At 56.5% G+C, this 12,163-nt stretch carries 13 protein-coding genes, 1 tRNA gene and 1 pseudogene; 5 read left to right on the top strand and 10 right to left on the bottom strand.

What is annotated here, in order from left to right; genetic code table 11:
* The first annotated feature begins 13 nt into the window (after positions 1 to 13).
* From SO058_RS10770 to SO058_RS10755, 4 genes are all read left to right on the top strand, one after another.
* Positions 14 to 721 carry an ABC transporter ATP-binding protein gene (locus tag SO058_RS10770; RefSeq protein ID WP_320843002.1) on the top strand — a complete coding sequence of 236 codons (708 nt, stop codon included), beginning with the start codon at positions 14 to 16 and terminating at the stop codon, positions 719 to 721.
* A 12-nt stretch (positions 722 to 733) separates the two neighbouring features.
* Complete coding sequence (locus SO058_RS10765; protein ID WP_320843001.1) at positions 734 to 1,369, top strand: cytidylate kinase-like family protein; 636 nt, start codon at positions 734 to 736, stop codon at positions 1,367 to 1,369.
* A 128-nt stretch (positions 1,370 to 1,497) separates the two neighbouring features.
* A complete protein-coding gene (locus SO058_RS10760; RefSeq protein ID WP_320843000.1) occupies positions 1,498 to 2,376 on the top strand; it encodes a helix-turn-helix transcriptional regulator in 879 nt (292 codons plus the stop codon).
* 73 nt (positions 2,377 to 2,449) lie between these two features.
* Positions 2,450 to 2,540 (top strand) — tRNA-Ser (locus SO058_RS10755).
* 177 nt (positions 2,541 to 2,717) lie between these two features.
* Here SO058_RS10755 and SO058_RS10750 read toward each other — a convergent pair.
* A complete protein-coding gene (locus SO058_RS10750; RefSeq protein WP_320842999.1) occupies positions 2,718 to 2,915 on the bottom strand; it encodes a hypothetical protein in 198 nt (65 codons plus the stop codon).
* A gap of 672 nt (positions 2,916 to 3,587) precedes the next feature.
* Between SO058_RS10750 and SO058_RS10745 the strand changes: the two genes are divergently transcribed.
* Complete coding sequence (locus tag SO058_RS10745) at positions 3,588 to 3,980, top strand: VOC family protein (RefSeq protein WP_320842998.1); 393 nt, start codon at positions 3,588 to 3,590, stop codon at positions 3,978 to 3,980.
* A gap of 201 nt (positions 3,981 to 4,181) precedes the next feature.
* Here the strand turns inward: SO058_RS10745 and SO058_RS10740 are convergent.
* The 9 genes and pseudogenes from SO058_RS10740 to SO058_RS10700 all read right to left on the bottom strand — a co-directional run.
* Positions 4,182 to 4,295 (bottom strand): annotated as a pseudogene (locus SO058_RS10740) (LysR family transcriptional regulator); the annotation flags it as partial.
* An 89-nt stretch (positions 4,296 to 4,384) separates the two neighbouring features.
* Positions 4,385 to 5,161 (bottom strand): phosphonoacetaldehyde hydrolase, encoded by a 777-nt coding sequence (gene phnX / locus SO058_RS10735; RefSeq protein ID WP_320842997.1) that lies wholly within the window; start codon positions 5,159 to 5,161, stop codon positions 4,385 to 4,387.
* On the bottom strand, positions 5,158 to 6,264 hold the full coding sequence (locus tag SO058_RS10730; RefSeq protein WP_320842996.1) for a 2-aminoethylphosphonate--pyruvate transaminase: 1,107 nt from the start codon (positions 6,262 to 6,264) through the stop codon (positions 5,158 to 5,160). Before SO058_RS10730 ends, phnX begins: the two co-directional genes overlap by 4 nt.
* Positions 6,265 to 6,284: 20 nt before the next feature.
* Positions 6,285 to 7,304: an extracellular solute-binding protein gene (locus SO058_RS10725; protein WP_320842995.1), complete on the bottom strand. Its 1,020-nt coding sequence runs from the start codon at positions 7,302 to 7,304 to the stop codon at positions 6,285 to 6,287.
* A complete protein-coding gene (locus tag SO058_RS10720) occupies positions 7,301 to 8,953 on the bottom strand; it encodes an ABC transporter permease subunit (protein ID WP_320842994.1) in 1,653 nt (550 codons plus the stop codon). The genes SO058_RS10725 and SO058_RS10720 overlap by 4 nt, the downstream gene beginning before the upstream one ends.
* 9 nt (positions 8,954 to 8,962) lie before the next feature.
* Positions 8,963 to 9,733 (bottom strand): ABC transporter ATP-binding protein, encoded by a 771-nt coding sequence (locus SO058_RS10715; RefSeq protein WP_320842993.1) that lies wholly within the window; start codon positions 9,731 to 9,733, stop codon positions 8,963 to 8,965.
* A gap of 178 nt (positions 9,734 to 9,911) precedes the next feature.
* A complete protein-coding gene (locus tag SO058_RS10710; RefSeq protein WP_320843064.1) occupies positions 9,912 to 10,055 on the bottom strand; it encodes a hypothetical protein in 144 nt (47 codons plus the stop codon).
* Positions 10,056 to 10,224: 169 nt separating this feature from the next.
* The gene (locus SO058_RS10705) at positions 10,225 to 11,037 is read right to left on the bottom strand and encodes a sugar phosphate isomerase/epimerase family protein (protein ID WP_320842992.1); all 813 of its coding nucleotides are present in this window, start codon (positions 11,035 to 11,037) and stop codon (positions 10,225 to 10,227) included.
* A 27-nt stretch (positions 11,038 to 11,064) separates the two neighbouring features.
* On the bottom strand, positions 11,065 to 12,147 hold the full coding sequence (locus SO058_RS10700) for a zinc-dependent alcohol dehydrogenase (RefSeq protein ID WP_320842991.1): 1,083 nt from the start codon (positions 12,145 to 12,147) through the stop codon (positions 11,065 to 11,067).
* Positions 12,148 to 12,163 lie beyond the last annotated feature (16 nt).

Raw genomic sequence — 12,163 nt, 5'->3', positions numbered from 1 at the left:
GGAAACAGAAGCGATGGCAATGTTAGAAGTCAAGGGCCTCAATGTGTATTACGGCCTGATCCACGCGCTGCGCGACGTTTCCTTTGAGGTCGGCGAGGGCGAAGTGGTCGCGCTGATCGGCGCGAACGGCGCGGGCAAAACGACCACGCTGCACACGGTCACCGGTCTGCTGCCTGCCAAAAGCGGGCAGGTGGTGTTCGAGGGCAAGGATATTACCAAAACGCCCGGGCACGCGATTGTGCGCTGCGGTATGAGCCATGTGCCCGAGGGGCGGCGCGTGTTCGCCGGGCTGACCGTTTATGAGAACCTCAAGATGGGCGCGTACACCCGCCCCAAAAGCGAGATGGCAGAGTCGCTCGCGGACGTTTACCGGCGATTCCCGCGGCTGGAAGAGCGCAAAAACCAGGCCGCGGGCACGCTTTCGGGCGGCGAACAGCAGATGCTCGCCATGGGGCGCGCGCTAATGTCCAAGCCCCGCCTGTTGCTGCTCGACGAACCCTCTATGGGTCTGTCGCCGCTGTTTGTTAAGGAAATTTTCGCAATCATCGAGGAGGTCTCCAAGGCGGGCACGACCGTGCTGCTGGTCGAACAGAACGCTAAGAAAGCGCTTTCGATCGCGGACAGGGGCTATGTGCTGGAAACCGGAAAGGTCGTCAAATCAGGCCGCGCGGCCGATTTGCTGAACGACGACGCGATCAAACAGGCGTATCTGGGTGAATAAGGGGGAGAGGTCATGAGCGAAAAGTTTATTATCACGATCGCCCGCCAATACGGCTCGGGCGGCAAGACCATCGGGCAGATGCTGGCGAGGCGCCTCGGCATCCCCTGCTACAACCGCGAGATCATCACCATGGCGTCCGAGGACAGCGGCATCAACGCCGTGCTCTTTTCGGACGAGCGCCTGAAGCCCGACCTGCTCTCGCGCCTGCGCAGCCGCTACCAGAGCCGCGGCGGCAAGCCGGTAAGCCCCGAGGAGGGCGGCTTTACCAACGAGGACAACCTGTTCGAGTACCAGGCCAAGATCATCCGCCAGCTTGCCGATGAGGGGCCGTGCGTCATGATCGGCCGCTGCGCTGATTTCGTACTGCGGGAGCGGAAGGACGTCGCCCGCGTGTTTGTTCATGCGCCGGACGATTTCTGCTTGCAGGAGGCGCTCAAGGTGGATTCGCTGCCCGAGCGCGAAGTGAAAAAGAAAATCGCCGAGGTCGATGCATACCGCGCGGCCTACTACCGCCGCTATACCGGCCAAGAGTGGAAAGACGCGCGGAATTACGACCTTTCGCTCAACTCCGCCGTGCTCGGCTTCGAGGGGACTGTCGAAGCGATCGCCCGGTATTTGGAGACCCGCGCACAATTCCAGACCAACTGACACGGAAAACGCCCGCCGCGGGCATGCGGCGGGCATTTTTTCACACGGACCGTATTCCAAAATATCGCCTTGCTGCGCAGCCTGACGGGGCTGCTGCTGCGCTGAGTCATTAAGAAGAGAGGGACGGCATGCCGTTTTTTATGATGAATCCCGAACAGCGGCCTTGCTTTTCGTCAGAAAAGCAGCCTCGGTTACTATATGTGAGTCTGTGGACCTTTGCCAACCACGAAAAGCCGCGGACAATGCATCGCCATAATGATATCTGCGAGGTGCTGCTGACCGTCGAGGGACATGGGGTGCATACCATTGACGGCGAGACCTGCCACACGTCGCGCGGTGATCTGCTCGTATATAACGCGGGCGTGGTGCATGAGGACGATTCACCAGTTGGAGGCATGGAGCGTATCTACTGCTGCGGGGTCGGCGGGCTGCACCTGCCCGGGCTGCCGGAAAACTGTTTGCTTCCGCGCGGCGCGTCTGCACGGCTTCGCACAGGGGCGCGTTTTGGAGACTTTGAAGCGCTGTACCGCTTAATCTACGAGCAGGCGACGGATCCGCGCCGCCACAGCGATGAGATTGCGGCGCGTTTGCTGCCCGTGCTGCTGCTTATGGTGACGCAGCTTGGCTGGGAGGAGGGCGACCCCGACCGTCCGGAGTCGGCGCAGGCGAACCAGATGCGTGGTTATATCGACACACATTACAATGAGGAATTGACACTGGAGAAAATTTCGGATCAGGCCGGTATCAGTCCATATTACGCGTCGCACCTGTTTAAGGAGTATTGTGGGTTTTCACCGATGCAGTACGTCATGCGGCGCCGGATCGGGGAGGCGCAGTCATTACTGCTGTCCTCGGAAGAAAACATTGCTGAGATTGCGCAAAAAACAGGTTTTGAAAGCCCTAATCATTTCAGTACCATGTTTAATAAGCATACAGGCTATGCTCCAACTGCCTATCGCAAGGTATTCCGCACGCTGCGAACAGAGAATGAGAAACGGAATATTTGAAAAAGAACTTGACGGAAAGTGTAAACTAGGATATAATATTTATCGACCGCTGTGAGAGCGAGCCGATAAATTTGGAGAGTTGGCTGAGTGGTCGAAGGCGCACGATTGGAAATCGTGTGTGCGTGATGAGCGCACCTAGGGTTCAAATCCCTAACTCTCCGCCAAAGAAAAGCATCGAAACGTAATTGTTTCGATGCTTTTTGCGTTTTACATGGAGAAAACGCGGCGAAAAAGAAAAAGTTCGGGAAATCACATATACACTTCGCCGTACCATTTACTATACCATTTATCCGGTCATATCAGCCGGGATGGATCATGCGAAACGGTCGCGGCGCGTGGAGTCACAGCCCCAAAATGTTTTTGATATACCCTTCCATGCGCTTGGCGCTCTCCTGCTTCATCTGATCCGTGACATGGCCGTAAACGTCCAGCGTGAAAGCGGCTGTGGCAAGACCAAGATTTCCTGGGACTGTCTTAATATCGTCGCCCGCGCGAATAGAAGCCACCGCATAGGAATGGCGCAGATCGTGAAATCGCAACTCAGGCAGACCGATGGAGGCGACCAGCCTCTTACAGTTTTCATCGGATATGAACGTGCTGACAACCGACGCAGTTCCTGCATTATACCAGGCAATTTCGGTCAGCGTGCTTGACCAATCTTCCGGATGAAACCATTGAACGGCTCAACCGGCTGGTGATAAAGGGAGTAATAGGAATTACGCTGCTGGCGAAAGATCATATCTCAATTATGGAACGGTCAATCAGATTTGTGCGCAGGGTATTCCGGTCGTAACTTTAAGTTCCGACCTGTCGGGCTGCGATCGGCGTCGAGGTTTGCACGGCGAACAGCAAGTCCTGCGGCATGGCCTCGGACGGATTTGGATTCTTTGCGGATTCCTAAAACGAAGAGTTCCAACAGTGGGTCAACGTCTATGGCAACGATACATATTGCCCGGCGGCAGCCTTCGCATGGGACGGCAATATCGCGGCGGCCATGATTAACTCGCGCCTGAAGAGCCAAAAGTCGGGCGCTATTGAGGCCGCCCCGCTGACCGGCCGGCGTTTGATAAGAGCTGATACTGGTATTCTTTAATTTGACATTTCTATGTGCGAATATTAGAATGAAAAAGCCAGCTGCGTGTTTGTTCGCCTTAGACAAATAAGGTGAATTTGTCAAACTGGAATTTAAAAAGACGGAGGTATCATCTTATATGGCACTGAATCTTGTGGGATGGAATGTTGTTCTGGATTCCGATAATGCAAACGAGCTGTCCGAATTTTACGAAAGATTGCTTGGCTGGACGCGGTTTAAAGGCGAAGAATATACGGTTTTAACGAATGTAGAGCAAAAGGGCGTTCCCACTTGGATTACCTTTCAACAGGTGGATGATTATGTGCCGCCCGTTTGGCCTGCGACCCGGGATGAACAACAGCAAATGGCGCATTTGGATTTTCACGTTAAAGATGTGGAAGAAGGTGTGAAGCATGCGTTGGCATGTGGAGCAACAATGTCTGATATTCAATACGATGACCGCTGGCGAGTAATGCTTGACCCTGCGGGACATCCGTTCTGTATCCTACCTCCTATTATGCCGTGGATGTAAATTTTGGCCTGCCGGTGAGCTAACCTTACCGCTGTTAGGGGGCTTAAATGAAAAATCACGCTGTCTATTGCCGCGATATTTCGGTATTGGCTAAGGGCACAGCATAGCAGACGTTCATCCGGCGCGGTTCTCCAAAAATTTTGCTTGTAAATGCTCAAGGAATTTTTCTGTCACTTCGGAAAAGACCTGATATTTTTTCCATTCAATCAAAATACCGAAATCTAAGAGCCCCTTATCCAGACGTTCGGCCATGTCGTCGGCATTGCCGCTGTGCAGATGATAGCGGATCTGCGGATATCGCTTCTGCAGCTTGAAAGCGGCGGCCGATAATAGAAAAACGATCCTCCGGCAGAAACCCGCCGGAGGATCGTTTTATAAAGAAAAGAGAAGGAAGAGGCGAAAGGTCAGGCGCCTAACGTTTGGATCAGCTGCGGTAGTTCAGAGAGGGTTTGCAAAACGAAATGTGCACCGGCATCAAAGAAGGCCTGCCCGGCATGATGGCACCGGGCTTCCCGTTCGGCATTGGGCAGAGCAGCATATTCCTCCTGCGACAGCCCAAGCTGGGAGCTACCCTCGATCACGCCCGCTGTCCAAACGCCCGCGTTGACACCCTCTTTGATATCGGAAACCGTGTCTCCGATCTTGAGCGCGTTTTTTACCGTGCGCACGCCAAGGGCTTTGAGATTCTCAAAAACCATATAGGGGAATGGGCGGCCCTGCCCGCCGACGCGGTCGGGGCTGGTCCAGAAATCGGGGGAATAGCCTTGTTCGGCAGCGCGCGGTACGACGACCTGCATCATTGCGTCGGTATAGCCGGTGGTCGAGCCGATTTTCAGCCCCATGCCGCGCAGCGTAGCCACAGCCTCTAGAACCCCAGGCTTGGGCTTGGCATGATTTTGCAGAATGGAAAAGAGTTTTGGCTCAAATTGGCGGTATACGGCGTCCACATCGGCTTCGGAAGCGGCGCGGCCATATGCGGTCTGCCAGGCGGCGGCGATCCGTTCCGTTTGCAGCATGGCTCGGATATGGTCGCGCTTCAGCATGCCCATGGGGCCGCGGGTCTCCTCCACCGTGACGGGCACGCCGCAGTGGGAAAACGCGTCCATAAACGCCTGGACCGGAGCGAAGCAGCCATAGTCGACAGCCGTACCCGCCCAATCCAGAATGACGGCCTCAATCATGCGGTGGCCTCCTTTCGACTGGACAAAAACGCGGCGATGATGCCGCACAGCGTTTCGATATCCTCGGGATAGATTTCTCCGATGTTGCCAATGCGGAATGTGTCCAGCTCGGTCAGCTTGCCCGGATAGATGGCATAGCCGCGCGCCTTGATATACTGGTAAAATGCATCAAACGCAAAGTCTGCGCCGGCGGGATAAAAGAATGTCGTGATAATTGGGGACTGGCGTTCAGCGCCGATATAAGAGGAAAAGCCCATGGCGGTCATTTTCTCAATTAACAGCCGGTTGTTTTCCGCATAGCGGCGCTGCCGCGCGGCAATGCCACCCTCCAGAAGCAATTCGTCCAGGGCTTTGGAAAACGCGAGCACGACATGGGTCGGCGAGGTAAAGCGCCATTTTCCGTCGGCTTCCATGGTTTTCCACTGGCTGTATAGATCGAGCGAAAGCGACCGGGCCTTGCCCCTGCTTGCAAGCAGCTTGTCCCGGCGGCATAGGATAAACGAAAAGCCGGGTACGCCCTGGATGCATTTATTGGCGCTTGATACGAGAAAATCGATGCCCCATTGCTGCACCGGGATATCCACGCCGCCGAAAGAACTCATCGCGTCGACGATGAACGTGCGGCCAGCGGCGCTGACCGCCCTGCCTACGGCCTCCACGTCGTTTAGGATGCCGGACGTGGTTTCACAGTGCACCATCGCCACATGCGTGATGGCGGGATCGGCTGAGAGAAGACGCGCTATGTGCGCCGCGTCCGGCGTCCGGTCGTAGGCTTCGGCGTAATGCACATAGGGAATGCAGGCGTGCCGGCAGATTTCAGCCATGCGCTCGCCATACGCACCGTTCGAGCAGATCAGCAGCTTATCGCTGCCGCCGACCACGCTGGAAAGCACGCTTTCCACGCCGAACGTGCCGCTGCCCTGCATGAGGACAGCCGTATAGCGGTCGGCGGATACGTGCCCAAGTTCGAGCAGCTGGGCGCGAATCTTTTGGGTAACGGCCTTATAGTCGTCATCCCAGGTGCAGCGGTCGGTCAACATTTCTCGCTTGACGGTATCGGTCGTGGTCAGCGGGCCGGGGGTGAGCAGCTTGTAGGTATTCATGGAGGTGTGCATCCTTTCGTTTAGGGCTTGGCGCTTTCGGAAAGCGCTTGGTGCTGCTGGAACAGCTCAAAGGTCAGCGGCTCGGGAAAGGTCATGGGATGTGCAGACTGGTTGGCTGGATCTGCGGCCTCGCCTGCATACAGTGGGTTCGGATAGGTCTGGATTAGTTCGGCCCGGGCGTTTTCAATGATGCACTGCGCCATCTCCATGGCAAGCGGGTTGGTTTGATCGCCCTTGTCGATCACTGCGACTGATTCAGTCAGTGAAAAGTTGCCCTCAGCGGGGTCGACGAAGTCGATGGGCAGGCCGGAGGCTTTATCAGCGACCGCCTGGTGGCGCAGGCCGAAGCCGACGGCTACCTCGCCAGCGCGGCACAGCTTGAGCGGCGCCGAACCCGAGGTTTCTATGTGGTCGCCCGCGTTTTGATAAATGGCGGACAGAACCTTGCGCGCACCGTCTTCCCCATAGGAATCGGCCAGTGCCTGAATTAGCAGCCATGCGGTTGAAGAGGATTGGATATCGGTGACGGCCAGCTGGCCGGAATAGACCGGGTCTCCCAGATCTTTCAGACTTTTCGGCATGGGCAGGTTTTCCTGAGCAAGCAGCTCCGTGTTAACGATGATAGCGCCTTCCTGCGAGGTGATGGGCGCGGTGTAATCAGCGGCTTCAGCCAGCGTCTTTACCTCAAAATCCAACGGAAGGAACATCTGGTTTTGTTCCTGCGCGCTCACCACATAAAAGGTGCTCATGGTGACGAGGTCGGCCTCGATGTCTGCGCCCTCGGCCAGCAGCTTGCCGCCCAACTCGGAGGTGCCAAGCGTCTGCACCAAATACTGGCCCTGATAACCGCCCGCGTCCAGCGCGTTCGTCATGGCCGTGACCGCTTCATCGTCCGCGTTGGAGTATAGGACGACCTGCGCGGCCGCACCGCTGGCCTGCCCGCTGCCGCTGTCGACGGTATCGCCGGAACCGCAGCCGGTGAGGAATGAACAGGCGCAGGATAGGGAGAGCCCGAGGGCAAGCAGTTTTTTGAGATTCATATAATGGATTCCTTTCTGACATTCGATTGTTTTTTACTGTTTCGATTGGCTAGGCGGGAGAAAATGTATTTTGCGGCCAGATTGGTCGCCAGAATCAGCAGAGACAGCACAAAAACCTCGTTGAATTTGTTGATATACTGCAGCTGCTTGATTTTGGTGGTCAGCACCATCGTGCGTGCGCCGGAAATGAAGATGAGCGCGCTGATGGTGACCATGGAATTGATAAAATAATAGCTGAAAACCTCGATCAGGCTAGAAAGCGCGTTCGGGGTGACCACGCGCAGAATGGTCTTGATCCAGCTGTCGCCCATCAGCATGGCGGTGGTTTCCCAGCCTGCGTTCATTTTGGAGAGGGAGTTTTTCATCATCAGATAAGGTGTGGAGAAATAATGCACGATGTTGCACAGGATCATCAACCCGAGCGTGTTTTGCAGCGGCGTCCCGGAAAAGGAAAACAGGAACGCGAGCCCGAGTACCATGCCGGGGATGGTATTGGTGACAAGCGCGATGCTCTCCATCACTTTTTTGCAGCCGTCCGGCAGCGTGCTGCGCGCGGTGACCAGTGCGGCACCGTAAGCGAGCAGTGTGCCGAACAGCGCGGTGAGCAGCGCCATGACGATGGAGTGCCAGTATACCGCAAGCAGCTCGCCGTCCGCGAAGACCGCGCGGAAATGCGTGGACGAAAAGGCGGTTTTATAGGGCCAATCCTCGACCATGGGAACGACGAACACCACTGCGAAGATGGACAGCATGGCGGCGCACGCCAGCATGCCGGCCGCCCCCCAGCCAGCGTCACGGGCGCGGTTTTTGCGAAGCCCGGCGTCCGAGCTGCGGTTGTAGCGGATGTTGTATCTCTCCAGAAACTGCATTAGGAAAATGCTGCCGACCGAGGGCAGAAGCATGACGACCGCTACGACTGCGCCGCGGTGGAAATCTGGAATACCGCCCAACATCTGGTTATAGAGCACGGTGGCAACGACCTCGTATTTGCCGCCAACCGAAGCGGGGATGCCAAAGTCGGTAAAGCAGAGAAAGAAGGACTGGATAAACGCCCCGGCCAGCGTGCCAAGCAGCGGCCGGAGAACAGCGATCCAGAACGTGGATACATGGCTGTCGCCCATCGCCTTGGACACGACCAGCGTTTTTTTATCGATATACCCCATGGTGTTGTGGAGCAGCAAAAATGCGGTCGGGATGGTGTAGATCACATAGCCGGTCATCAGTCCCCAGAAACCGTAAATATTGAAGATTTGGCGGCCCAGTAGCTGGGTGATCAACCCCTGCTTGCCGAAAGAATAAATAATGGCAAAGCCATAGGTGATCGTCGGCAGAAACATGGGGAACGTTGCCGCCACCTGCAATCCGCGTTTCAGCCAGCGGGGGAGGTTGGTGTAGTGCACGGCGTACGCAATCAAAAACGCAATAAGGACTGACAGCACCGCCGCCGCAGCGGACACCGCAAAGCTGTTTCGCAGCGCCCGTCCGAAGCCGCGCTGTGAGAATACGGCGGTATAAAACTCTCCGGTGAAGCCCGCGCCGTCCCAAACGGATTTGAGAAACAGCCGTGCGGCCGGAACCAGAAGGAAGACGGTAAACAGCACGGTGATACCGGCGAAGATGAGCTTGAGTTCAAGGTTTTTCCGCTTCATATCGTCCTCTTACACCGCTTCGGCAGTAAGAAGCGGGCGGTCTCCGAACAAGGCGTAAATATTGCTGCGCTTGATCTCAAGCTGCTGCAAAATAAACTTCCGAACAAACTCGTTTTCCGGCTTGTGAATGATTTCAGCGGGCTGTGCGTACTGTGAGATCATGCCCTGGTCAATGATCAGAACGCGGTCAGAGAGCGTGAGCGCCTCCTCTGGATCGTGTGTGACGATAATGGTCGTCAGGCGGAATTCACGGGCAATGGTCTGGATGCGCTCTTTGATTGATTCCTTAATGACACCGTCGAGTGCGGAAAGCGGTTCGTCGAGCAGCAGGATGCGCGGCTTCATCACCAAGGTGCGCGCCAGCGCTACGCGTTGCTTCTGGCCGCCGGAAAGCTGGGGGATGCGCTTGGGCAAATGCTCGCGCAGGCCAAGAAGGCCAATTAGCTCTTCAACCTCCTCCTGCGAGGAGACGCCGGGGTTGTTTTTTAGGCCGTAAGTAATATTTTGATAAACGTTTAGATTGGGAAACAGCGCGTAATCCTGAAAAACGATGTTAAAGCCGCGCTTTTCCATCGCGGTGTGGGTCAGGTCTTCGCCGTTATACAAGACCTTACCGCTGTCGGCTTCGATGATGCCAAGAATGAGGTTGAGCAGCGTCGTCTTGCCGCAGCCCGAGGGGCCGAGGATCGAAACGATTTCGCCATCCTGCACTTGGATTGAAATGTCCCTGAGCACCGGTGTGCCATCAAAGGACTTATGGATATGCTTGAGTTCCAGCATGGGTATGCTCCTTTCTTCTGCACATTTTCCTTGTTATCCATCTGAAATGTTAACAATTTCATCGAGAAGCCGCAACCAAATGCAGTTTAACTTTGTGTAAGAAATGGGTAAAAGCGGCTTTTCTGGCAAAGGAAAAGGCGTTCCCAAACCCATGGGAACGCCTTGCGGCTGAAGCGGCTCAGCCCTGCTGAACGATCTGCTCAAGCACTGCGATGAGGTCGTGTAGGTTGTTGAGCTGCACGTCGCGCGATAGAATCTCATTTTTCAAATCGACGGACAGGCTTTCAAACTGTGTCCGGATGGCTGGATTGACATAAGACATCACTATAACACCTCTCTTTGCAGGTAGTATAACCGGCTTTGGCTGTTTCACACAAACAGAAAGCCGCCCGGCAATGCCGGGCGGCTTTCCGCATGAGAGAAAAGATTGCTGTACGCGCGCGGGCCGTATGTGCAAAGGCCGCGCGGGAAACAGTTTTGTCAAAACCGCTTTAAAGCGATTTCATGTGCGCGAGCGCGCGCTTCGCAGCCTCGATGCCGTCTGGATAGGGCAGGCATTCCACCGAGAGATAGCCTTGGTAACCGGTTTCCACGAGCGTGTCCAGAATGCGGCGGAAATCAAACTGCCCGCTGCCGGGATAGCGGCGCGAATTATCCGCGAGATGGACGTAGCCGAGCCTGCCCTTACAGCGCCGGATGGCCTCCACGGGGTCGCATTCGTCAATGCCCATATGGAACGTGTCCAGATGCACATAGCAGTTTGCAAGCTGGTATTTTTCCAGAAAAGACATGGTCTCGTCCGCTGTTGTAAAGACGTTGACCTCATAGCGGTTGATGACCTCGAGCAGGATGCGCACGCCGCGCGCCTGCGCGTAGTCCGCGAGGGCTTTCAGGTTGTTCGCAAGCCGTGCCATGTATTTTTCACGCGCCCCGCCTTTGGGCACGTTTCCCTTGGCCCAGCCGATCACGATATCCGCGTGGAGCTGCTGCGCCATGTCGATATACTGCCGCATACCTTCCATCGCGGCCGCCGCCACATAGGGGATATCTGAAATGAGGCTGCATTCGCCCTCGGTGTTCAGCCGACCGGTGATAACCATGGCGACCTTGGCGCCGGTGCGCTGCTCGGTGTCGCGGATGGCGGCGTAGTCGAGCACGGCGTCCTCGCGGGTGTGCACCTCGATCGCGTCGTAGCCGAGCGCGGCCGCCTTTTCGAGGTTCTGCTCAATGGAGCCTTTGAGCAGGATGGGCGCGGTGTCCGGCGCGTCGTCTGCCGACGAGACCGCGTATTTCCACTGATACATTGCTGTTCCTCTTTCTTGGACGCCCTCTTAGTCGTCGAAGGTAAGCATGACTTTGCGGGCGACCTCCTTGTTCTGCGCCATCTTCATGGCCTCGTCCAGATCTTCAAACTTGTAGTAGTGTGAGACAAGCGCCTTGAAATCATACTTATCCTTGATCTTGGACATAAAGCGGATGGTACGCGGGAACCAGTTGGTCGTACCGCCCGAACCCGCGATGTGCAGAGTCTTCCAGATGGTCTTGCCAATCTCGACCGGCACCTTGCGGCCAATCGAGTGGCCGACAACGCCCACGCGCGCCGAGTGGCCGGCGATGTCGAACAGGGAAGCGATACCGATATCATTGCCCGAGCACTCGATGATGACCGACGGGCCGCGGCCGCCTGTCAGACGCTTGAGCTCGGCCTCGAGTGCGCCCGGCTCCTTAAACTGAGAGGGATCGACGGTCATGTTCGCGCCGTACTGCATGGCGTTCTGGCGGCGGGACTCGACCGGATCGATCACGATGACGTTCGCGCCCGCGGTCGCGCAGACCATGGCGGCCGAACAGCCGATCGGGCCGCCGCCGATGATTGCGCAGTCGTCCGAAGCGTCCGGATTGCAGCCGTTGCCCCAAACGCCCCAGTAGCCGACGTTGAAGTTTTCAACAAAAATACCGATCTCGTCCGACCAGTCGTCCGGGATGACATGGGTGTAAGCCTCTTCCAGAATCATGTATTCGCCAAAGCCGCCGGGCGAGTCGGGGCGGAACCCGACCTCGCGCATGTTCAGGCATGCGGAGGACATTTTGCCGTCCTTGCAGTTAGCGCACTGGTGGCAGGGGAGCACGCAGTCGCCCACGACCTTGTCGCCGACCTTGACCGAGCTGCACGCGCTGCCAATCTCGACCGCGGTGCCGACCCATTCGTGGCCGGGCGTATAGGGGCCGAGGTCGTAGCGGCCTTCGGCGGATTCGCCTTCAAAGCATTCCACGTCGGACTGGCAGATGCCGCAGGCGCGCAGCTTGATGAGCACCTGATTGGGCTTCAGCGGCGGCAGCTCCAGCTCCTCGATGCGCAGGTCAAACGGGCCGTGCATAAAGGCCGCTTTGCATTTTGTGGGGCGGTTTTTCATAAAAAGACTTCCTTTC

The sequence above is a fragment of the Agathobaculum sp. genome (assembly GCF_034098985.1).
Lineage (GTDB): Bacteria > Bacillota > Clostridia > Oscillospirales > Butyricicoccaceae > Agathobaculum.
Note: the sequence above shows the minus strand (reverse complement) of the source record. Positions and strands in the feature narration are given on the sequence as shown.

Bases quoted from the DNA above. Each gene is read 5' to 3' on its own strand.
- SO058_RS10770 (WP_320843002.1), top strand. From the start codon at position 14: ATGGCAATGTTAGAAGTCAAGGGCCTCAATGTGTATTACGGCCTGATC.
- SO058_RS10765 (WP_320843001.1), top strand. From the start codon at position 734: ATGAGCGAAAAGTTTATTATCACGATCGCCCGCCAATACGGCTCGGGC.
- SO058_RS10760 (WP_320843000.1), top strand. From the start codon at position 1,498: ATGCCGTTTTTTATGATGAATCCCGAACAGCGGCCTTGCTTTTCGTCA.
- SO058_RS10745 (WP_320842998.1), top strand. From the start codon at position 3,588: ATGGCACTGAATCTTGTGGGATGGAATGTTGTTCTGGATTCCGATAAT.
- phnX (WP_320842997.1), bottom strand. From the start codon at position 5,161: ATGATTGAGGCCGTCATTCTGGATTGGGCGGGTACGGCTGTCGACTAT.
- SO058_RS10730 (WP_320842996.1), bottom strand. From the start codon at position 6,264: ATGAATACCTACAAGCTGCTCACCCCCGGCCCGCTGACCACGACCGAT.
- SO058_RS10725 (WP_320842995.1), bottom strand. From the start codon at position 7,304: ATGAATCTCAAAAAACTGCTTGCCCTCGGGCTCTCCCTATCCTGCGCC.
- SO058_RS10720 (WP_320842994.1), bottom strand. From the start codon at position 8,953: ATGAAGCGGAAAAACCTTGAACTCAAGCTCATCTTCGCCGGTATCACC.
- SO058_RS10715 (WP_320842993.1), bottom strand. From the start codon at position 9,733: ATGCTGGAACTCAAGCATATCCATAAGTCCTTTGATGGCACACCGGTG.
- SO058_RS10710 (WP_320843064.1), bottom strand. From the start codon at position 10,055: ATGTCTTATGTCAATCCAGCCATCCGGACACAGTTTGAAAGCCTGTCC.
- SO058_RS10705 (WP_320842992.1), bottom strand. From the start codon at position 11,037: ATGTATCAGTGGAAATACGCGGTCTCGTCGGCAGACGACGCGCCGGAC.
- SO058_RS10700 (WP_320842991.1), bottom strand. From the start codon at position 12,147: ATGAAAAACCGCCCCACAAAATGCAAAGCGGCCTTTATGCACGGCCCG.